Origin of the sequence: Borrelia turicatae 91E135 (genome assembly GCF_000012085.2) — a bacterium.
GTDB classification, from domain to species: Bacteria; Spirochaetota; Spirochaetia; order Borreliales; family Borreliaceae; genus Borrelia; species Borrelia turicatae.
The window spans coordinates 283,826-304,809 of record NC_008710.1; the positions used below are offsets into that span (position 1 = coordinate 283,826).

The following is a 20,984-nucleotide window of genomic DNA, read 5'->3' on the forward strand; positions in this document are numbered from 1 at the left end:
TACCTATTCCATCCCAAAAAATTTAGATATAAAACCTATGACACCTCTTCTTTTTTTATTATCAAGAGTAATTTCTTCAAGAGCAGCCACAATAGAATCAAGACAATAACTAGCCTTACTATTGGGATTTAATAAAATAAAAGGTCTTTGTTTAAAAACAGAATTCCTAATATTTTGATCTTCATAAACATATCCTAAATAATCAATATTTAAATTCAAAAACTGACTTGATATATCAATAACTTTTTTAGCCACTCCTTTTCCCTCACTTACATTAGCCACTCTATTGACAACCAGTCTTAAATTTTTTAAATTTTCCATTTTATGAGATAAAACCTTGATTATACCATAAGCATCCGTTATAGAAGTAGGTTCTGGCGTTGTAACAATAACTACGTCATCACTAGAAAACAAAAACGAAATAACCTGTCTTGAAATTCCAGCACTGGTATCTATTATCACTATATCATATTCATAAACTTTTAATAACTCCTTTATAAACTGATTCATCTCGGTCTCTGATAAATCTAAAAGTTCTGTTGTCCCAGAAGCACCAGCTAAAAGATCAATATTATATTCTGTCTTTGTTATTACGTCCTTAATACCTCGCCCTTGCATAATCATGTGATAAATACTGTACTTTGGAATGACTCCAAGCAAAATATTAATATTAGCCATACCAATATCTGCATCAAAAACTAAAACTTTTTTACCAAGATTTGCATATTTAAGAGCAAGACCCACAGCAATATTACTTTTGCCAACACCACCTTTACCACTAGTAACGGCAATAAATCTTGTTCTATTATTTTGAATTTTATCATCAACAACAAAACTAGCCCTATTATTCAATCTCATAATATCACGTAAACTTTGAGCCTGATCTTCTATCATATATTATCCTTAATAATAAGATTTACCTTTTAGCTTTCGAATAAATTCAATATCATCACTTATTCTATATCCATTTATTTTTTTGATAAAGGTAAGCGGTTCTGCAATACTAATATTATGAGGAACAATTTGCCCATCAGTAACATAAGAAACTTCCTTTCTCATTTCATGAATTAAACTTATTAAATTACCAACACATGTTGTCTCATCTAACTTCGTAAAAATCACGGTCTTGTAGCTAAAGGGAGAAAATTGATGAAATATTTCTTTAATATCTGCCGTCTTTGTAGTAGAGCTGACAGCCAAATGAAATTCAGCATCACGACCACAAGCATTAAGAAGTTCCTTCATCTCAGCAAGTTTCATAAAATCTTTAGGACTCTTACCAATTGTATCAATAAGAACAAGATCAAAATCCTTTGACTGTGTAATTTCTTCTTTTAAATCTTTAAAAGATTCAATCGCCTTAACAGGAATCCCCATAATATCACCATATGTTTGAATTTGTTTCTTAGCTCCTATACGATAGTTATCAATGGTAATAATCTTAATATTCAAACTCTTATCATCACTATTAATTCCATAGATCGCTGCAAGTTTTGCAATAGTAGTGGTCTTCCCAACACCCGTTGGTCCAACTAAAATAAAAATTCTTTTCTTAAGATTATCAATAATAGAACCTGAACATTTAATAGTTTTAGCAATGTATATTATAACACTATCTCTAACTTTATCATAATCATCAAGATCTGATAAACTAAACTCTCTCTTAATAAAATCATTAATATCTCTAATGTAACTTTCAGAAAAATCATTACTACGTAAAATATCTTCTATTTTTAAAATTGTTGGATGATTAATTTCTTCCTTTTTATGTGCAAGTTCATTTTTTAGAGATTTAACTTCCTTAATTACATCCTCAATTGAAGAACTCTCTTCTTTTTTAATGCTTTGAAGAATTTTACGCTTCTCCTCTTCGACATTTATTTGTTGTTGTCCAATGTCATATCTAACATAACCTGAAACTTCAATCCAATCTCTACTAAACAAGCCAAATATTCCTCCATGAGCTATTGTCTTATAAGTCATAACTCTAGCATTCTTTCCATATTTCTTCTTAACAGTTTCTATGACCTCATTATAGGTCGGACCTCTTTCTGTAAAATACTGAACCATAATACTACTCTTCAACCTCTACTGTTTTAAGCACATTAACTTTAACATTTTTAGGAACCTCTAAAACAGATATAACAACAATATCTGGAAGTTCTCTACTGGTCAAGACCCTTATTACAGGTCGTGCGGATTCACTCGATAGTATAACAGGATAATATCCTTGTGATTGAACCTCATTTACAAGTCTAAAAAGTTCATAAATAAATTTAGTTTTTAAATTTGGATCAAGAGAACTTATAAGATCGTTATTTGTCTCAAATCGTGAATCAATTATTTTTTGCTCAAATTCTGGATTTATTGTTATCACATTAAGTTCTAAATTAGAATTTAAATATCCACTAACTATCTGTCTTCCAATTGCTTGTCTACATTTTTCAATTAAAAAAAATGTATCTTTAGTAATACTCGTAAAGTCTGCTATTGTTTCAAAAATTGTCACTAAATTACGTATTGAGACTTGTTCTTTTAAAAGACCTTGTAACACTCTTTGAATTTCTCCCACTGAAAAATCTTTTAAAACTTCTTCAACAATAGCTCCATAATCTTTTTTAAAAATATCAAGAATATTTTGAACATCTTGACGTGTCAAAATCTCACAAGCATGCCTCTTAATAAGTTCAGTCATATGAGTAGCAATAATTGAAGGAGGATCAACTACAGTATAACCCAATTTTTCAGCAATTTCCCTCCCATTGTCATTTACCCAAAGAGATGGAAGTCCAAATGAAGGATCTTTTGTAAGATCTCCTTCAATACCAGAATCAGATCCCACATTTATAACCAAAAACTTACCTAACTTAATTTCCCCATGTCCAATCTCTACTCCCCTAAGCTTAAATGAATACTCATTTGGTTCAAGTCGCATATTATCCACTATTCTAATCTTAGGCACAACTATTCCCAATTCAAGAGCAATTTCACGACGTATTTTCACAATACGATCAAGAAGTTCTGAGGTCTTTGAATCATCAACTATTGGAACAAGATTATACCCAATCTCTAAAGCCAATGGATCTAGTGGCACTACAGGAGCAATCTCCTTATCAGCATAACTTAATATTTGCTCTTCGGCTTTTTGTTTTTCATGAAGTTCTCTATTCCTATCTAAGTTAGACAGTGAATAAGCTAAAAAGGCTATCAACATACCTAAAAGAATGAGTATTAATGTAGGGAACCCTGGAAGAAATGCCAAAAATAATAAAAACCCAGATACAATCCAATAAATTCCTGAATAGGAAGTAAATTGTTCAATAATCTCAACTCCAAAACTATTTTTTGATATCGATCTAGTAACAATAAGCCCTGTTGCTGTTGAAATTAACAACGCTGGAAGCTGAGAAACAAGTCCATCCCCAACAGTCAAAGACACATAATTATTGACCGCATCGCTAAAACTAAGTCCTTGAAGAGTAACCCCTATTATAAGTCCTCCAAGAATATTTATAAGCGTTATTAAAAATCCAACCTTCACATTGCCTGATACAAATTTAGAAGCACCATCCATAGCACCATAAAAATTTACTTCAGCTTGCAAATCATTCTTCTGCCTTGTAGCTTCCTCTTCTGTTAAATTTCCAGAACTATAGGCAGAATCAATAGCCATCTGTTTTCCAGGAAGAGCATCAAGAGCAAAACGAGCGGCCACTTCAGCAACTCTTGTAGAACCCTTAGTGATAACAATAAATTGAACTGCAATTATAATAAGAAATATTATAAAACCAACAAAGAGACCTTGAGTTCCAGAACTTCCAACAACAAATGTTCCAAAGGCCCTTATCATTTGACCATCAAAACTTATTCCTTTTATCAAAATTAATCTAGTAGAAGAAATATTTAAAACAAGACCAAAAATGGTCATCACAAGTAAAAGCGTTGGAAAAACTGAAAAATCAAGTGAACGTTTAGAATAAAGAACAATAAGCATAACTAAAAGACTTATTACCAAATTAACTGCAATCAAAGCATCTAAAATAAATGCAGGAAGTGGCAAAATAAAACTAGCAACAACAAGTATTAAACCAACTGAAACTACCAAGTCCGCTTTATTATTAAGTCCAAAATATACTAATACAGAGTTTTTTCTTGCATCCAACAACTTAACCTCTAATTAAATTTTTTAGCGATAGAATACACTTTCACAAGAATTTTAGAAACAATTTCCCAATATTCTCTTGGAATTTCTTCATTAACATCAACATTAGCATAAAGATCCCTTGCAAGAGGCTTATTTTCCATCACAGGAATATTATTTTCCCTGGCAATTTGCTTAATTACAAATGCAATTTCATCTTGCCCCTTTGCAAGCACCCTTGGTGCTAACATAGTATTACTATCCCACTTAATAGCAACAGCAAAATGTTCCGGATTCGTAATTACTACATCCGCTTGAGGAACCGTTACTTTTAAATTAGCATTCAAAATTTCTCTCATTCGCTCCCGCATTCTAGAACGAAGCAGAGGATCTCCTTCCATTTCTTTTCTCTCTTGCTTCACTTCTTCTTTTGTCATTTTCAAATTTTCAATATAACGAGTTCTTTGAAAAAGATAATCCAATATACTAATACCCATCAATACTATTACTGAAAAAAAACATATTCTGTAAGCAAGACTTAATATAACAGAAATACCATCTTCAAGACTATATTCAAACATTCTTGAGATTTTACCTATATTGCTTCTTAGCATTATATAATATATAAAAGATATTATAGCAATTTTTGATAAACTTTTAAACAAATTAAAAAAAGCATCAAATGAACCAAAAGAATTTTTAATCCACTTTGAAAAATTTGGATTTACTCTATCCCATTTGGGAACTATAGGTTTAAAGGTTATCAAAAAGCCAACTTGCACAACGTTAATTAAAAAAACAACTATAAACGATATCAAAAGAAATACAATCACATATCCAAGCATCGATCTAATATATGCAAACCCCAATGAATAAATACTAATCGACATTATCTCTGGAAGCTTACCAGCTTGCCACCTAAAAACATCCATTAATTCGTAAGCAAAATAAGATAACATAAAGAAAAACACAGCAAATAATATGCAAAGAGTAACTGCCATATTAATTTCGGTTGATTTTAATACTTGCCCTTCTTCTCTTGCTTTTTGTTTTTTTTGTTCAGTAGGAAGTTCAGTTCTACCCTCATCCTCTGAGGCAAAAAAATTAAGAGGGATATACCAATTTTTACTTAAAAATTCATTTCTAGTATTCATTTTAAGGTCTCAGAAAATAAATTTAAAGCATTCCTCATAGATTCTAAAGCAAGTTCAATGACTCTCTTAACGGACATCACCAAACTTGGAAAACCAATATATAAAATAATTAATCCCAATCCCAACGAAACTGCAAAACTAATCATTAATAAATTAATCTGGGGAGCGGTCTTTGAAAGTATGCCTAAAATTAAATATAAAAGTAAAAGAACTCCCAATATTGGAAGAGAAATTATCAAAGCTTTTTCAAAAAGAATAACAAAAGAATAAAACATCAACTCAATAAATTCATAATTTTTTATATTAACCATATTTTCAACTCTAACATTTAAAACAGAATCATGCACTCCAATCATAAAGAAACGTAATAAAACATTATTTGATAAAAATAAAAGCAAAAAAAGACAAGTAAATATTTGAGATATTACTAAATTATCCTCTTCTGCAAAAACATCGAAAATATTTGCATAAGCAAGACCCATCTGATTTGAGAAAAAAAATCCAAGCAAATGAAAAACACTGAAAATTATGCTTACAAAAAAAGCCTGAATAAGACCTAAAATAGCTTCTCCTGCCAATATCAACGTAAATGCAATCAAATTATCTAAAGGGTAAACAACATTTATCTTATCTACAACAATAATAGACAAAATTAAAGCAAAGAAAAAATTTAAATAACTCATTCTTATAGTTGCAAAAAAAGGTGAAAACCTTAGGAAAAGAAAAATCCTAACAAACACAGGCAAAATCACAAAAGATTTTAAAACTAAAAAATTCATATTCATACTTTAATCCATACATTATATATTTTGTATTTGACTAAAAACCATAAAAGCAAAAAGCATAAGCTTTTTTAAAATCCAAGGACCAAATATAACAAGAGTTAAAAGTATTATAATAATCTTAGGAATAAAACTAAGTGTTTGATCTTGAATAGATGTAACAGCTTGAAAAATTGAAATTAGAAGACCAACTATAAGAGCTGTAATCAACATTGGCGCTGAGAGAATAATAATATTCTCAATAGAAATTCTAATTAAATAAATAATTTGTCCTGTTGTCATTTAAATCCTTCACATAAAGCTTTTCACAAGCCCACTAGTAATCAAAGTCCAACCATCTACCATTACAAAAAGCATAAGTTTAAATGGTAAAGATATCATTACAGGCGGCAACATTATCATTCCCATCGCCATTAAAACGGCAGCTACAATAATGTCTATCACTATGAATGGTAAAAATATTAAAATGCCCATTTTAAAAGCAACTTTCAGCTCGTGCAAAACAAAAGATGCAATAAGAACATGAGTAGGAACTTCACTAAAATTCTTAGGCCTGGGATAATTACTAATACTCATAAACAATCTAATCTCTTCATGCTTACTATTAGACATTTGCTTATACATAAAATTTCTAAGAGGAGCAATTCCCCTATCATAAAATTCATTAAAACCTATTTTTGAGTCCTGAAGAGGCAAATATGCTTCTTTATATATTATGTTAAAAGTTGGCCACATAGTAAAAAGAGTTAAAAATAAAGCCAATCCCATTATTACCTGATTAGGTGGTGATTGTTGAAGTGATAATGCCCTTCTAATAAAATCTAATACTATTGCTATCCTTAAAAAAGAAGTCATCAAAACTAAAAAAGCTGGAGAAAGAGTTATTATAGTTAATATCAATAACAGTTGCAAAGGAAAAATTATTCCACCGCCAACAGAATTTACAAGATCAACAAACGGAAAATTTAAACCAGTAGTAGTTTGCAAAGATTTAGTTTGAGCAAATGCAAAATTTATAACTCCAAAAAATAAGAAAAAACTTAATTTTTTACTCAAATTCAACCTCTAAAACTTTTTCAGCCTATCTTGTTTACTTTTTAACGAAGTCTCAATATCATTCTCCAATGCCGCATACTCAGTCTTATCAAAAGATAATTCATCTTTTTTGTTCTTACGCAATATTTTATTAAAAATTGACTTAAATGAAGTTATATCACTAAGACTTTTAGCTTTATCAAGCTCAAATTTTAAATTATCTAGTTCTTCACCCTGTTTGATCTCTCTTAGCAAAATAGAAGAATTACTTGATACTAAAAATACATAAACATTACCTAGTATATTGATAACCCTTACAGAATTTTTATTATCTATTTCATAAAAAGCAAGCTCTCTTATAAAATTTGATTTATAACTATTTTTAACTTTCTTATGATTTAGAATCATTTTCTTGAACAAAAAAATACAAATAAGAAAAAAAAGAAAGAACAAAAATATAGTAACTAAATCTGAAATATTGAAAAGAGATATATTTTGTATATCTTTATTATTCAAATTAGCCTTATCACCCTCAAATATCGGTAAATTAACCTCATTCTCTAAACTAGAAGAAGAAATATCTAAATCAACTCCATTCTCCTGTGCAAACAAATTTTTAAAAAAAAATATAAAAATAATTAAAAACACAAACTTAAATAAAGTTAATCTACTCATTTTTAATTTTAATTATTTCGGTAATTCTAACACCAAAATTCTCATCAATTACAACAACCTCTCCTTTAGCTATCACTTTACCATTTACCAAAATATCTACAGGCTCACCAGCAAGTTTATCAAGTGTAATAATCGTTCCCTCAGACATGCCAAGTATATCTTTTATTTTACGCTCAGTTCTACCAAGTTCAACAGTGACTTGCATAGAAACATCCATCAAAAGACCAAAATTACTAGGATCAACACCTTCAGGCAAAGTATCAATTAAATCAGGAAGTTTAACACCCTTTATCTCAGGTTTCTCTTCACCAATATCACTCTTATCATCTATAGCCATTAATTCACCTCTTCATTAAACTTATTAACACATTTAAACTTTTAACAACCTATTCAACCTCTTCCGTGAGTTCCTTTAACAAATCAAAATCCTCTACTTCACCAACTTTTTCTGTAACCTGAACTGAAATCTTATTTCCAACAAGACCCATTCTACACTTAAATTTCTGTTTAGTCCCTACCTTTAAGATCAAATCCTTATCTATTGGAGAATTTTCAAGATTAAGCACATCACCTTTTGCTAAGGATAATATTTCTCTTACCTTTAATTTAACCTCTCCGATTTCAGCCACTAAAAGCATATCTGTATTCTCAAGCTTTTCTCTAAGGATGTCAAGATTTTCACTAGTAGTGCCTACACCAATTAAAGAATGCCAATATCTTGTTGAAAGCTTAGATACAATAGGCTCTATTGTAATATAAGGCAAACAAAAATTCATAAGCCCTTCAACTTTACCTATCTTAACTTCAAGAGTTACTAAAATAACCATTTCTGTTGGAGGAACTATTTGGGCAAATTGAGGATTAACCTCTATATGCCCAAAACGAGGCCTAAGATCGACTACCTGCGACCAAGCTTCTCTCATGTTAGCAAGTATACGGATAATAACACTTTCCATGACAGACTGTTCTATTTCTGTTAAATCTCTACTCTTATCCTTAATAGTATCTCCATCTCCTCCAAAAAGTCTATCAACTATTGCAAACGCAATGGTTGGATCAACCTCAAATATAGCAGAACCCTTAAGAGGATCCATGTTAATTATTGCTAAAGTAGTAGGATTTGGAATAGATCTAATAAACTCTTCATAAGTCAACTGATCAACTGAAGCTACATGTACATGAACCATCTTTCTCAAAAGTGCTGAGAGTGAAGTTGTAGTATATCTTGCAAATGCTTCATGAAAACTTGATACTGTCCTTACTTGTTCTTTTGAGAATTTATCTGGTCTTTTAAAATCATAAACTTTAATTTTCTGTTTTTTGCCCATAGGACTGGATATGATATTAGAAAGTGAATCATCTGATGATAAATTATCAGATGAATTAATAGATTCTAAAAGACTATCTATATCATCTTGTGATAATGCTCCCGGATTACCTGCCATTCAAAATTCCTTTTAAAAATCACATATCAAAAATATCAATTTGTGTTAATGCTATCTCTTTTATTTCACCATTTCTAAGAATACTATTAATTCTAGCCTTAATTTCCGCCTTAATCTGACTTTCGTTCTTTATCTCTTGTCCTGTTCTTTGACTAAAATATTCTCTAATAATATCTTTTAATCGCACTTTCTGTCTTCCAAGCTCACTTAAAATATTTACATTATTCTCAGCATAACCTAACGCAAGTTTTATGACAAAAGTCTTTGGAGGAGTATCTTGAGTAGTTCCCCTAATTTCATCTATGCTTTCATACCATATAAGCATAGGGGGTTTCCCCAAATATTCATTAGAAAAAATTGGAAAATTATTAGGTGCCCCACTTTGACTTACTACCATCTTAGAAACAAAATAAGCAACTATTATCATAATAACAACAGTAAATAATCCTATTGCTAATATTTGCAAGATTTTTATTATAACATCAGGTAGAAGTCCCATTCTTTTACTATCCGCACCACCTACATCAATACTACCATCATCTCTCTCAGGCATATTACCTCCTATAAATTTCTTCTTTTATTACTAAAACATTATTAGTGATTAATACCTTTAGTAGAACTCAAAGAAGCATCACTAGTAATCAAAATATCTATTCTTCTATTATAAGCTCTACCTTCAGGAGTATCATCTGTAGCAACCGGTCTACTTCCCGCAAATCCAGATACCTCAAATTTACTCTCAATGCTTTGTATCTTAGACTGATCGGTGTAATTCAAAATCTGCTCTAACATATTTACTGCTCTTGCCGATGAAAGCTCCCAATTGCTTTTCCAAATTCCATTTATATTAACATCAACATTGTCTGTATGTCCTTCGATTTTAAAATTATACCCTTGATTATCCAAAAACCCAATAAAAGAAGCTATCTTTTGTATAGTTTCCCTATTATCATCAAGCTTAACCTCAGCACTAGCTGAATCAAAAAAAGCATCGGCCAAAAGAGATACAACAACACCGCGTTCATAATGTCTCACAATAACCCTATTAGACTGAATCTTTTCAATAAATTCAATAATAGACTTATTTTTAGACGCCTGAGAAGCTTGCTTATTCTTCTCAGTAGAGGGTAAAGACATAAAACTATTACTCAAATAAGAAAGCTTATTAATATCTAAGGTCTTCCCGCCCTTAAAAAATCCGGATCCTGTAAATGAAGCTGACATTATTTTTAATACATTTTCTTTGAGAATAATATCATTTAATGAAAACATAGTAACAAAAAAAACAAGTAACAAGGTAACCATGTCTCCATACGTTAACATATATTCAGGAGTACCTTCAGCACACTTTGAACGCTTCTTCCTATCTCTCAATGACATCACTCACCCCCAAGAATACCGCTTCCAAGCTGACTCCTATCTTTAGGAGTTAAAAACGTTACCAATTTTTGTTCTAAAATTCTAGGGTTATCCCCTGCCTGGATTGATAAAATACCCTCAACGATCATCGTCTTAACTGATGCTTCCTCAATATCTATAGACTCTAATTTAATTTGAATAGGAAGCAACATTAAATTTGCCATTATTGTACCATAAAGAGTTGTAATAAGAGCAACAGCCATAGAAGAACCAAGAGCTGATCTGTCTTCTAAATTTCCAAGAAGAGCTATAAGCCCAATAAGCGTACCTGTCATTCCAAAAGCAGGAGCAAGCTTTGCCCAAGTTCCAAAAAGATCAGCACCAATCTTATGTCTCTCTTGCATTTGATCAAGTTCAAGATAAAGCATAGTTCTAATTATCTCAGGATCAGCACCATCAACAACAAGTCTCATTCCAGACTTAAAAAAAGGATCATTGATTTGATCAAGTTCATCATCAAGAGATAAAAGCCCTTCTTTTCTGGCTTTTTCTGAGAGTTCAACTAAAGTCTTTATAATAAAAACTTTACCAAAAGAACTCTTTTTAAAGAACAATCCTAGATATGTAGGGATTCTCTTTACAGTGGGAATCTCTGAGGAAGCCACAAGTGCAGAAAAAGAACCAACAACCGTAATAAACACAGAACTCAAATCCCAAAAAACCCCTAATCCTGTAGGAGTAAATGCCATAGAAATTAAAATAGCACCAAATCCAACGCCCCATCCAACTATACTAGCTAAATTCATAGCTCAACTCCCTTATTCTCTTGTATAATTCTATCTAACAAAGCAATCTCTCTCCTACACATCTTGATTTTATCCACAACCTCTACTACATCTTCTTTTACAATCAATTTTTTACCATTCATAAGAAGAATCGTAGTATCAGGATTAGCCTCAATACTCTCAATATGACAAGGATTTAAATAATACCCATCGCCATTAAGTTTAGTTACATAAATCATAAACTAAAACAAAAAAATTAATTCTTAAGTCTTACAAGCTCTTGTAATAACTGATCCGAAGTGGTTATAGTTTTAGCATTAGCCTGAAAACCTCTTTGAGTAACTATCATATCTGTAAATTGTTCAGCAAGATCAACATTAGCCATTTCTAAAACTCCTGCTCTAATAGTACCAAGGCCTGCCAAACCAGTTTCACCTATCCTAGCCTGACCTGAATTACTTGTCTCACTAAAATTAGTATCACCTACCTTTGCAAGTCCCCCAGGATTAACAAATGAAGCAAGCGCAATTTTGCCAATATCTCGTCTAATACCATTTGAATAAACTCCCATTATTATGCCATTTTGATCTATTTCATAGTTTTCCATATATCCCATACCATATCCATCTTGAATAATAGCCTTTGTAGTACTTGCATCAGCAAATTGAGTAATTGAATCAGTATAACTACCAACATTACCAAGTCTAAGATTAATAGTTTGCTGCTCACCAACTTCTCCGGCATTAGCATTCACAACACCAAAAGTTATAGGAAACTCAAGTAAATCACCAGGCTGACCTGCCTGACCATTTAAAGAAAGCAATGCTCCTTCATTATTAAAGCCTATTGTAAAATTGGAATTTGTCTCTCCATTTACTAAAACTGTAGCGTTCCATAAATTAGGAGTAGTTGTATCCTTTACAACTCTAAGTTCAACAACACTAGTATTTCCAAAACTATCATAAATAGTCTTATTAACAACCCAAGTACCACGAGCAACATCCACTTCACTTGCACCTTCCTCAATTATAGGTAATCTTTTATCAAGATTACAAGCAAAAGTAATGTGTTCAGTAGCCTTAGCACTTTCTTTATCCCCAATAGGAATAACTAAATCTTCAACATCAGCAGATGTATTAATAACCTGTTCTCCTCCAATAGACTTTGCCATCCAACCTTGAATTCTCATACCATTTGCAGGATTTACAAGACACCTATTAGAATCAACATCAAATGCACCAGCTCTTGTATAAAAAGAATTATTACCATCTCTTAAAATAAAAAAACCATTACCACTAATTCCAAGATCAGAAGCTTTTTGGGTACTTTGAAAGGATCCTTGAGTATGAATAGTATCAATAGTAGCAACACTCATTCCAAGACCAACTTGTTTTGGATTAACACCTCCGCGCCCATCAGTAGGACGAGACGCTCCAGAAATACTCTGAGATATCATATCTTGAAAATTAACTCTTCCTTTCTTAAAACCAATAGTATTAACATTGGCAATGTTATTACCAACAACATCCATTCTTGTTTGATGATTCTGAAGACCAGAAACACCAGAATATAAAGACCTCATCATATAACTACTCCTCCAATCCTACTGACAAAATATTATTATAAACATAATACTTGCCATCAATCATAATTTGTGGAACTATTCCTGTTTTAATATTTGTAACTTTACCCTTAATAATCTCTCCATCAACATGTTCAAATTCAACTATTTTGCCCAATAAATCCAAATCCTTATTTATACCAAGAACAGATGAGAGGCTCTCAAAAGATTTACTCATATTTGTCATTTGTTCAAGAGCTGAAAATTGTGCCATTTGAGCAATAAACTCTTTATCTTTCATTGGATCTGTAGGATCTTGATATTTAAGTTGAGTAATAAGTAGTTTCAAAAAATCATCTCGACCAAGATTATTACCCTTCACACCTCTTTGTACCTTAGAATTAGATATTTCCTTAGCTCGGCCTATACCGACTAAATTGTCAATATAATCAACTCTACCCATCTATCCTCCATTTTAAACAATAAAATTAATACTTTTTTCTAAATCACCAGAAATCTCAACATTATCCTCAATTTTAAAGATATTATTCTTATTCAAAGAAGATGATTGGCTTTCAACATCATCCTCAAAATTACCAGAAAAAAACCCAGAACCACTACCTGCAAGAGAAAGATTTAAACTAGTATTAAAACCATTATCATTTAACATTTTACTGATTGAATACATATTTTGTTCAAAAAGAGTCCTAACATTATGATTGTCAACTATAATCTTACCTAATAAATTATTATTAGAATCAAGATTTAAATTAATTCTTATACTACCAAGTCTTTTGGGCTTTAAAATCAGCCTAATTTCTCCTGTATCATTCGATTTTAACACAATTTTGGCCTTGTTCACAATATTATGATTTATTTTTAAATTCCATTCTGACATTAAATTATCAGCAATGTGACCAATAAAAGATCCTTTAACAGGTTTTGCATTAAAACTAGAAAGATCACCTATAGATTCTGTCAATCCATCAAACGTTTCTTTAAGACCATATTTGCGAACACAATTTTCACTATCAATTAACCTAAACCTAAAACCTGAATTAAAAAATTCCTTAACACTATCATTTTTTTTAAAATTTTTAACATCAATACCAATAACATTTTTTTCCCTCTCTCTCTTTACAATATTCAAATCTCTATGATTAGAATTAAGATCAACACTTAAAACATCAAAATTAAAAAGAGAAGTTACATTATCAAACAAAATGTTAAGATCAGATAGAACTTTTTCAAAATTTTTTAATATTTTTATTTTGTCACTAAGTTCAGAATCAAAAGACAAACTCTCACTTAAAACTTTCAGACTATCAAAATCAAATAAATTATTCACCTTTTTTATTAAAGATTTTAAATCAGACACGAAACCGTTATCACTAAATTTTTCAAAGGCAAAGGGCTTCTTTAAAGAGATATTCTTAAAATCCTTACTTATAAGGCCATTACTTTTTAAAAATTTTAAAAAGTCTAGTATTGAATCCCTAAACTTAGACAGATTTTGAATCTCTGAAGAAATAAGATCTGAAAAAACACCCTTTTTAGCTTGACTAAAAATACCACCTACATTCACAAAATTAAAATCCTTGTTTAGACTTGGCAAACTAACAATAATCTTACTTACATTATCCATACATTACTCCAATGAACTAACAGACATTTTTCTAATTAGTACAGCGGCCTTCTTAGAATCCATAAGAGACAACCAATAAGGCACAATAGACGCACGTCCCTCTTTTTTAGCAATATCTTCCACCTTACGCATATAAGATATTGCAATCTCATCATTAAGTTCTTCAAGCCTCTTAACAGCATCCTTTGGTGGCATATTAATTAAATATAAAGCAGCCTGAGCAAAATTTGCGTCTTCATCTTTATATTTATTGACAATATCATCGATTACTTTCTGTTTCAGATCTAAATCTTTTTGCTTTTGATTAAGTTCGGCTTCTAATTTATTCAAACTATCTTCTCTCTTTTTCAATTCTTCTCTCAATTTTTCAACCTGCTGACCTTTAATATAAATCGCCTCTTTTTCCTTTATCATTCTAATCTCTTCAAGACTAATATGTGTATATTCAGGTGGCTGAGCATCTCCCTTAAAAAGTAAAGCCCTGATATACACAGGCAAATAATCTCTAGTTTGATATATGCCAAATAAATCGACCAAAAAAAATGAAAACACTAAGAAAAAAATAACTAAAAATAACCACAAAAAAAATCTAAGTAAAAATGACAAGCAATCATTCATTGATTATTCCCTAATTTTTTACAAATTCTATAATTAACATATTCATCCAAAAACAAGCTTTCGCTTTTTACTTTTTCTTTAATTATAGTATCATTTAAAGTTTTTATTAATATGTCAACCTTTTTTTCTTCTCCATATTTTTTCAAATAAATATCATGATACTTATCATACTCATGCTTAAGTTTTTCAAGCTTTTTCAACTCTTTCCCTTTTCTATAAGTCAAATAATCTAAATAATTTCCTTTCGAAAAAACATCCATATTGTTTAATTTGTTTAAACCTGCAGAAATTCCTTCTAAAAATTCTTCTATTTTTGAAATCTTATTATTTACATTCACTAAAGCGTTTTCGCTAGACTTCCTATCATAAGTCCTAATACTCAATATTTTTTCAAAAATTTTTTTCTTAAAAATTAAATCATTCAAGCTAATATTTCTCTCAATTCACTATCCAAATTTTCAAAATCAAACTCCTCTTGTATTCCTTGAGACAAAAAATCAATAATCTTTGGATATTTTGCAACTGCCAAATCAACTTCTTTATTAGAACCTTTAATATAAATTCCCGTCTTAATTAAATCTTCATAACTTTTATAAATTGATAATAAATTCCTAATTTTAGATATCAATTTTTGTTTTTCAAAATTTACTATTCTATGAAGAGATCTTGAAGTAGAACTCAAAATATTTACAGAAGGATAAATCCCTCTATCAGATAAATCTCTATCCAAAATAATGTGCCCATCTAAAACAGCTTTCATATTATCAGCTATCGGTTCTGTAAAATCATCACCCTCAACAAGCACAGTATAAAACCCTGTAATACTACCCTTAGAATTAAGTCCTGAACGCTCAAGCAAAATAGGAATTTCTACAAAAACAGAAGGGGGATATCCTTTAGTAGCAGGTGGCTCTCCCATAGAAAGACTAATTTCCCTTTTAGCATTTGCAAATCTTGTAATTGAATCAAACAGCAACATAACATCCATTCCACAATCTCTAAAATATTCAGCTATTAATGTTGCGGTATAAGCCCCTTTATATCTTGCGATAGGAGATGCATCAGAGGTTGAAACAATCAAAACACTTCTCTTAAAGCATTCTTCTCCAAGATCATATTTAATAAACTCATTAAGCTCACGGCCTCTCTCACCAATAAAGGCAATAACATTAACATCTGCCTTAGAATTTTTAGCAATCATACCAAGCAAAGTAGACTTACCAACACCCGCACCTGAGAAAATGCCTACACGTTGTCCCTTTGCAACTGGTAAAAACCCATCAAGAACTTTAACACCAGTAACTATTTGCTCAGAAAAAACACCTCTACTTAAAGGATTAATATTACTAAAACTTAATTCTTTATAATAATTACAAAAAAACTGCCCCTTATTATCAATAGGTCTACCAAGAGAATCAATCACCCTACCAAGTAATTCATCGCTAAGATTAATCTGAAGCTTTTTACCTAAAGAGCAAACTTGATCGCCAATCTCAATTCCATCAAATCCTTCATAAGCCATAAGATTAACAAACGATCCATTTAAACCTAAAACTTCAGCATATATTTTCTTACCACTTCTCTGCTCTATTAAACATAAATCACCAATACCACATTTTGGACCCAAACTTTCTACTAAGAGACCTTTAATCTTCCTTACTTTACCAATAAGAGATATAGGCTCAACATCATCCAACATTTTTGAATAACCTTCAAAAAAGATGTCCATCAATATTCCTTAATCCCTAAAATATAGAAGAAAAATTTTTAAATTTCTCCTCTATTCTATCCAGTTGGGATGAAATTCGTGCATCTATTTCCCCAAAATCAGTCTCAATAATACATCCACCCTTGCCTATATTAACGTCTTCAACAACTTCTAAATTTTTTATAAAATCAAATTTAGAAATAAACTCATGTTTTTGATGACTCACAACATCTATATCATCAAGATTAACACGAATAATAATATTTGTTTTGCTTTTTACTTTCTTTAAAGCCTCATTTATATTTTCTATGACAATACCTGTCTGAGAATCTATAATTTTTTTAACCACCTTAACTGCAATCTGCATAACAAGATTCATTATGTGTTCCCCTGAGGATTCAAGGATCTCCTTCCTCTTTGCAACCAAAGAAGATATTATGCTATTTAACTTTCCTAATATTTTATCACAATCTTCACGTCCCTTATTAAACCCTGCATCATACCCTTCATTTCTTCCTCTTGCCATTTCCGTTTCAAGTTCCCTTTTTAATCGCTCTTCATGTTCCCTAACTATTTTTTCAATTTCTAAATTAGACTCTTGCTCAATAGCCCCTTTTTTGTTCTCAGCTTCCTTTTGCAAAGCTTCAGCTCTCTCACTAGCAAAACTTACTATTTTGTTAGCCTGTTCTTTAGCTTCTTCAAGAATCTTAGAACATTCAGCATCTATTTCCTTTTTAGCAAACTCATGTTCACGTTCAATTTCCTCTTGAAGCTTTGCTCTTTGATTCATTAAATCTTCAAGTTCATTGCGAAGCTTAATGCTACGACTATCTATGTCACAAAGTTCATTTTCTTTTCTCTTAATTTCTAACGATTTAAAAATAGGATTTGTAATCTCAACAAACTCTAACTTTACTGCATTTACAACTTCTTTTGATTTATATAAAACCTTAGGCAAATACAACTCCTTCCTCAGACAAGTACATCTTCTTCACCACCCCTTGAGATTACTATTTCACCCTGCTCTTCTAATTTTCTAATAAGAGAAACAATTTTTTGCTGAGCTTCCTCAACATCCTTACGTCTAGTAGGCCCCAAAAATTCCATATCTTCCTTAAGCATTCCAGCAGCCCTCTTAGACATATTTTTAAAAATCTTATCTTGAACAGGTGCATCAACTGATTTTAAAGCTTTTGCTAACTCCTGACCATCTATTTCTCTTAAAATTCTCTGTATTGATCTATCATCAAGAAGAACAATATCTTCAAATACAAACATTTTCTTTTTAATTTCCTCTGCAAGTTCAGGATCCTCTTCTTCAAGGGATTCAATAATAAATTTCTCTGTCTTTCGATCGGCCATGTTAATTATTTCAACAACATTATCAACGCCTCCAGCTGAAGTATAATCCTCTGAAGATAAAGAAGCTAACTTTTTCTCAAGCACTCTCTCAACTTCTCTTACCACTTCAGGAGAAGTTCTATCCATCAATGCAATTCTTCTTGCAACATTAGTCTGAATTTCAGTAGGAAGGCTAGAGAGAATAAATGAAGCCTTTTGAGGATCAAGATACGAAAGTATTAAAGCAATTGTCTGTGGATGTTCTTGTTGAATAAAGTTTAAAATATTAGCAGGATCTGCTCTCCTAACAAATTCAAAAGGCCTTGATTGCAAAGCAGAACCTAAATTATTAATAATATCTACCGCTTTTTGAGTACCAAGAGATTTCTCAAGAAGCTCCCTAGCATAATCTATTCCACCCTTTTGAATAAACTCTTGAGCCATCATCAACTCTTTAAATTCTAAGAGAACACTATCTTTAAGATCAGAAGTAACAACATCAAGTCTTGCTATTTCAAAAGTTAAAGATTCTATCTCCTCTTGAGATAAATACTTAAATATTTTAGATGAAATTTCAGAACCTATTGAAACTAACAAAATAGCAGCTTTCTGTTTTCCCGTTAAAGTAGAAACACCTAATATCTCTTTTTCTTTTTGCTCTTCCATATAAATTATCACCCTTTATACATTCTTCACAATCCATGTTCTAATAAGCTTAGCAACATCTTCTGGTTTCTCTCTAGCTAAAAGTTCAGCATTACTTTGAAGCTCATCCTCTTCTCTAATTCCACCAACAACATCATCAACACCAATATCATCGCTATCCATTAATGCTTGTTGGCGTCTTAAATGTGCTTGTCTTGAAAATTCTTCTTCTCTAAGGCGTCTTCTTCTCTCAAGTTCTCTAGACACAATGAAAAATACCGTAAATATTAATATCAACAATGCAAATATTATACTTACTGTAAAAATAAGAAACTTAAATTTTTCAGTTGAAAAATAATCTTCATCTATCTTTCTAAATTCATTCACTCGATCAAAGGCAACATTCCTAATGGCAATTGAATCCCCCCTCTCCGGCTTATACTCAAAAGAACTCTGCAAAACATCTGTAATATTTTTTAAAGCTTCATCAGAAATAGGCTTATATTCCCTTTTACGCATGCCATTTTCTATAATAAAATTTCCAGACTCATCATAAACAAAATCCCAAACACCATCTATAAAAATACCAAGAGAAATCCCTGCAATCCTAGCAGGCTCCTTTTCGTTTAAAGATTTTTTCTCATTAAGAGCAACATTCTTTATTTCTTTAAACTCATTTGACTTACCGATAATATCACTTAAATCTCGGTATTCAGGAGGAGTATTACCTTCTTGACCAGGTGGCCCCCATGGACTATAACCTTGTCCCTCGTATTCTCTTTTATGCACTTGAGAAGAAAGCAATGTAGAATCACTAACTTTTCTTGTGTTATAAGAAACTTTTGGATCCTGAGGCTCAATCTCAATAGGAGCATACTCTTTAGATTCCGTAGTTTGACGAGAAGTATCAAGTGTCACATTAACTCTTGCAATCATAAACCTATCAACAGACAAAACCTTACTTAAAGCGGAATCAATTTCATCTCGAAGCATAGATTCATATTTTAATTTAAGCTTTCTTTCCTTTTCAGCCAAATCAATCCTATCAATGCCATCTAAATTAGAAAAATCATTTAAAACAGTCCCTTTATTATCAACAATAGCAATGTTATCTGATTCAAGACCCTCAATAGCATATTGAATCAGCTTAACAAGTCCTTCCACCTTTTTACGATTAGTCACGATATCAGAACCAGGCTTAGGAGTGATTCTAACAGACGCTTTAACTGCTTCCTGTGATTCTTTAAAAAGAGCCTTTTCTGGCATCACAAGATTAATACTAACAGCATCAACATCATCAAGAGCAACAATATGCTGTTCAACAGCTCTTGTAATTGACCTTCTAAGATTAACATTTCTCTCAAAATCCGTAATGGTCCATCTATCAATATCAAAAAGAGACCAAGGATCCATATGCACAGGAACAAGCTCTTCTCTTACAAGAATTGCTCTCATTTTTTTTGACATATTTTCATCACTTAAGTAAATTTTTCCATCAGCAGTAATAATATATTCAACACTTTCTCTATCCAATCTTTGCACTATTCTATCTAACAAGTACTGATCCTTAATGCCAACACCAAAAAGAGCAACACCTTGTTTTTTAGTAGAAAATCCTATTAAAAAAATAAATGCTAAAATTATGAATAAAGCAATAACACCAAAAGCCACTTTTTGAACCATACTGGCCTTTTGGAATTTTTTATTTACTGATGCAAAAAACTTAGTAATAAAATTGTTCAAACTGCATAGCTCCTTAACGAATATTAATTACATCTTGATAAGCCTTTATACTTCTCTCAACAACAGCCTTTGTAATACTTAAATTCATATTAGCTTTAGCCATTGCTATTGTAATATCATGCACATCGACACTATTTGGTTGCAAAATAGCTTGTTGAGACATTCTAGATACATCTAATTGGCTATTATTCACATCAGATATTAAATTCAAGAACAAATCTTTGAAAGACTCTGCCTTTACCTCACGTTTAACGTCAAAAACAGAAAAACTTTTATCAAAATGCAAAGGATTTTTACGAACTAAATAAACATTATTATCTGTAAAAAAAGAATCTACTTCCATTGCT

General features: G+C 31.2%; 24 protein-coding genes. All 24 read right to left on the reverse strand.

The genetic code is table 11. From position 1 onward, the window contains the following. Positions 1-3: 3 nt before the first annotated feature. From BT0_RS01340 to fliE, 24 genes are read right to left on the reverse strand one after another with little or no spacing between them, the layout of a single operon-like run. Positions 4-891, reverse strand: a complete 888-nt coding sequence (locus BT0_RS01340) for a MinD/ParA family protein (RefSeq protein ID WP_041178566.1) — start codon at positions 889-891, stop codon at positions 4-6. A 12-nt stretch (positions 892-903) separates the two neighbouring features. Further along, on the reverse strand, positions 904-2,070 hold the full coding sequence (gene flhF, locus BT0_RS01345) for a flagellar biosynthesis protein FlhF (protein ID WP_041178439.1): 1,167 nt from the start codon (positions 2,068-2,070) through the stop codon (positions 904-906). Between the two features lie 4 nt (positions 2,071-2,074). Continuing rightward, positions 2,075-4,165 carry a flagellar biosynthesis protein FlhA gene (gene flhA / locus BT0_RS01350; protein WP_011772228.1) on the reverse strand — a complete coding sequence of 697 codons (2,091 nt, stop codon included), beginning with the start codon at positions 4,163-4,165 and terminating at the stop codon, positions 2,075-2,077. A gap of 8 nt (positions 4,166-4,173) precedes the next feature. Beyond that, positions 4,174-5,295, reverse strand: coding sequence for a flagellar biosynthesis protein FlhB (flhB, locus tag BT0_RS01355; protein WP_011772229.1), 1,122 nt, complete (start codon positions 5,293-5,295; stop codon positions 4,174-4,176). Next, positions 5,292-6,080 carry a flagellar biosynthetic protein FliR gene (gene fliR / locus BT0_RS01360; protein WP_011772230.1) on the reverse strand — a complete coding sequence of 263 codons (789 nt, stop codon included), beginning with the start codon at positions 6,078-6,080 and terminating at the stop codon, positions 5,292-5,294. Before fliR ends, flhB begins: the two co-directional genes overlap by 4 nt. A 15-nt stretch (positions 6,081-6,095) precedes the next feature. Continuing rightward, positions 6,096-6,359 (reverse strand): flagellar biosynthesis protein FliQ, encoded by a 264-nt coding sequence (gene fliQ, locus BT0_RS01365; RefSeq protein ID WP_011772231.1) that lies wholly within the window; start codon positions 6,357-6,359, stop codon positions 6,096-6,098. A gap of 9 nt (positions 6,360-6,368) precedes the next feature. Next, positions 6,369-7,133, reverse strand: a complete 765-nt coding sequence (gene fliP, locus BT0_RS01370; protein ID WP_041178441.1) for a flagellar type III secretion system pore protein FliP — start codon at positions 7,131-7,133, stop codon at positions 6,369-6,371. Between the two features lie 9 nt (positions 7,134-7,142). Continuing rightward, positions 7,143-7,787, reverse strand: a complete 645-nt coding sequence (locus BT0_RS01375) for a flagella biosynthesis regulatory protein FliZ (RefSeq protein ID WP_011772233.1) — start codon at positions 7,785-7,787, stop codon at positions 7,143-7,145. Next, positions 7,780-8,124 carry a flagellar motor switch protein FliN gene (gene fliN, locus BT0_RS01380; protein WP_011772234.1) on the reverse strand — a complete coding sequence of 115 codons (345 nt, stop codon included), beginning with the start codon at positions 8,122-8,124 and terminating at the stop codon, positions 7,780-7,782. The genes BT0_RS01375 and fliN overlap by 8 nt, the downstream gene beginning before the upstream one ends. Before the next feature lie 49 nt (positions 8,125-8,173). After that, entirely contained in the window at positions 8,174-9,232 is a 1,059-nt protein-coding gene (fliM, locus tag BT0_RS01385; protein ID WP_011772235.1) for a flagellar motor switch protein FliM, read from the reverse strand. 19 nt (positions 9,233-9,251) lie between these two features. Then, positions 9,252-9,785 (reverse strand): flagellar basal body-associated protein FliL, encoded by a 534-nt coding sequence (gene fliL, locus BT0_RS01390; RefSeq protein ID WP_011772236.1) that lies wholly within the window; start codon positions 9,783-9,785, stop codon positions 9,252-9,254. 41 nt (positions 9,786-9,826) lie between these two features. After that, a complete protein-coding gene (gene motB, locus BT0_RS01395) occupies positions 9,827-10,612 on the reverse strand; it encodes a flagellar motor protein MotB (RefSeq protein WP_041178442.1) in 786 nt (261 codons plus the stop codon). Further along, on the reverse strand, positions 10,612-11,397 hold the full coding sequence (locus BT0_RS01400) for a motility protein A (protein WP_011772238.1): 786 nt from the start codon (positions 11,395-11,397) through the stop codon (positions 10,612-10,614). Before BT0_RS01400 ends, motB begins: the two co-directional genes overlap by 1 nt. Beyond that, positions 11,394-11,615 carry a flagellar FlbD family protein gene (locus tag BT0_RS01405; protein ID WP_011772239.1) on the reverse strand — a complete coding sequence of 74 codons (222 nt, stop codon included), beginning with the start codon at positions 11,613-11,615 and terminating at the stop codon, positions 11,394-11,396. The genes BT0_RS01400 and BT0_RS01405 overlap by 4 nt, the downstream gene beginning before the upstream one ends. A gap of 17 nt (positions 11,616-11,632) precedes the next feature. Continuing rightward, entirely contained in the window at positions 11,633-12,961 is a 1,329-nt protein-coding gene (gene flgE, locus BT0_RS01410; RefSeq protein ID WP_011772240.1) for a flagellar hook protein FlgE, read from the reverse strand. A gap of 4 nt (positions 12,962-12,965) precedes the next feature. Beyond that, positions 12,966-13,400 carry a flagellar hook assembly protein FlgD gene (gene flgD / locus BT0_RS01415; RefSeq protein WP_011772241.1) on the reverse strand — a complete coding sequence of 145 codons (435 nt, stop codon included), beginning with the start codon at positions 13,398-13,400 and terminating at the stop codon, positions 12,966-12,968. Positions 13,401-13,412: 12 nt separating this feature from the next. Further along, a complete protein-coding gene (locus BT0_RS01420; RefSeq protein WP_011772242.1) occupies positions 13,413-14,582 on the reverse strand; it encodes a flagellar hook-length control protein FliK in 1,170 nt (389 codons plus the stop codon). Between the two features lie 3 nt (positions 14,583-14,585). Next, on the reverse strand, positions 14,586-15,200 hold the full coding sequence (locus BT0_RS01425; RefSeq protein WP_011772243.1) for a periplasmic-type flagellar collar protein FlbB: 615 nt from the start codon (positions 15,198-15,200) through the stop codon (positions 14,586-14,588). Next, positions 15,197-15,625: a flagellar protein FlbA gene (locus BT0_RS01430; RefSeq protein WP_011772244.1), complete on the reverse strand. Its 429-nt coding sequence runs from the start codon at positions 15,623-15,625 to the stop codon at positions 15,197-15,199. The genes BT0_RS01425 and BT0_RS01430 overlap by 4 nt, the downstream gene beginning before the upstream one ends. Then, positions 15,622-16,929, reverse strand: coding sequence for a FliI/YscN family ATPase (locus BT0_RS01435; RefSeq protein ID WP_041178443.1), 1,308 nt, complete (start codon positions 16,927-16,929; stop codon positions 15,622-15,624). Before BT0_RS01435 ends, BT0_RS01430 begins: the two co-directional genes overlap by 4 nt. A gap of 16 nt (positions 16,930-16,945) precedes the next feature. Then, positions 16,946-17,866: a flagellar assembly protein FliH gene (gene fliH, locus BT0_RS01440; RefSeq protein ID WP_041178444.1), complete on the reverse strand. Its 921-nt coding sequence runs from the start codon at positions 17,864-17,866 to the stop codon at positions 16,946-16,948. A 14-nt stretch (positions 17,867-17,880) separates the two neighbouring features. Further along, on the reverse strand, positions 17,881-18,915 hold the full coding sequence (fliG, locus tag BT0_RS01445) for a flagellar motor switch protein FliG (RefSeq protein WP_041178445.1): 1,035 nt from the start codon (positions 18,913-18,915) through the stop codon (positions 17,881-17,883). A 15-nt stretch (positions 18,916-18,930) separates the two neighbouring features. Next, positions 18,931-20,637, reverse strand: a complete 1,707-nt coding sequence (gene fliF, locus BT0_RS01450) for a flagellar basal-body MS-ring/collar protein FliF (RefSeq protein WP_011772248.1) — start codon at positions 20,635-20,637, stop codon at positions 18,931-18,933. 13 nt (positions 20,638-20,650) lie between these two features. Next, positions 20,651-20,980, reverse strand: a complete 330-nt coding sequence (fliE, locus tag BT0_RS01455) for a flagellar hook-basal body complex protein FliE (RefSeq protein WP_011772249.1) — start codon at positions 20,978-20,980, stop codon at positions 20,651-20,653. Positions 20,981-20,984: the final 4 nt, after the last annotated feature.

What these genes read in the sequence shown, in the direction of transcription:
- flhF (WP_041178439.1), bottom strand. Translation starts at nt 2,070, where the DNA reads ATGGTTCAGTATTTTACAGAAAGAGGTCCGACCTATAATGAGGTCATA.
- flhB (WP_011772229.1), bottom strand. Translation starts at nt 5,295, where the DNA reads ATGAATACTAGAAATGAATTTTTAAGTAAAAATTGGTATATCCCTCTT.
- fliR (WP_011772230.1), bottom strand. Translation starts at nt 6,080, where the DNA reads ATGAATATGAATTTTTTAGTTTTAAAATCTTTTGTGATTTTGCCTGTG.
- fliQ (WP_011772231.1), bottom strand. Translation starts at nt 6,359, where the DNA reads ATGACAACAGGACAAATTATTTATTTAATTAGAATTTCTATTGAGAAT.
- BT0_RS01375 (WP_011772233.1), bottom strand. Translation starts at nt 7,787, where the DNA reads ATGAGTAGATTAACTTTATTTAAGTTTGTGTTTTTAATTATTTTTATA.
- fliN (WP_011772234.1), bottom strand. Translation starts at nt 8,124, where the DNA reads ATGGCTATAGATGATAAGAGTGATATTGGTGAAGAGAAACCTGAGATA.
- fliM (WP_011772235.1), bottom strand. Translation starts at nt 9,232, where the DNA reads ATGGCAGGTAATCCGGGAGCATTATCACAAGATGATATAGATAGTCTT.
- fliL (WP_011772236.1), bottom strand. Translation starts at nt 9,785, where the DNA reads ATGCCTGAGAGAGATGATGGTAGTATTGATGTAGGTGGTGCGGATAGT.
- motB (WP_041178442.1), bottom strand. Translation starts at nt 10,612, where the DNA reads ATGTCATTGAGAGATAGGAAGAAGCGTTCAAAGTGTGCTGAAGGTACT.
- BT0_RS01400 (WP_011772238.1), bottom strand. Translation starts at nt 11,397, where the DNA reads ATGAATTTAGCTAGTATAGTTGGATGGGGCGTTGGATTTGGTGCTATT.
- BT0_RS01405 (WP_011772239.1), bottom strand. Translation starts at nt 11,615, where the DNA reads ATGATTTATGTAACTAAACTTAATGGCGATGGGTATTATTTAAATCCT.
- flgE (WP_011772240.1), bottom strand. Translation starts at nt 12,961, where the DNA reads ATGATGAGGTCTTTATATTCTGGTGTTTCTGGTCTTCAGAATCATCAA.
- flgD (WP_011772241.1), bottom strand. Translation starts at nt 13,400, where the DNA reads ATGGGTAGAGTTGATTATATTGACAATTTAGTCGGTATAGGCCGAGCT.
- BT0_RS01420 (WP_011772242.1), bottom strand. Translation starts at nt 14,582, where the DNA reads ATGGATAATGTAAGTAAGATTATTGTTAGTTTGCCAAGTCTAAACAAG.
- BT0_RS01425 (WP_011772243.1), bottom strand. Translation starts at nt 15,200, where the DNA reads ATGAATGATTGCTTGTCATTTTTACTTAGATTTTTTTTGTGGTTATTT.
- BT0_RS01435 (WP_041178443.1), bottom strand. Translation starts at nt 16,929, where the DNA reads ATGGACATCTTTTTTGAAGGTTATTCAAAAATGTTGGATGATGTTGAG.
- fliG (WP_041178445.1), bottom strand. Translation starts at nt 18,915, where the DNA reads ATGGAAGAGCAAAAAGAAAAAGAGATATTAGGTGTTTCTACTTTAACG.
- fliE (WP_011772249.1), bottom strand. Translation starts at nt 20,980, where the DNA reads ATGGAAGTAGATTCTTTTTTTACAGATAATAATGTTTATTTAGTTCGT.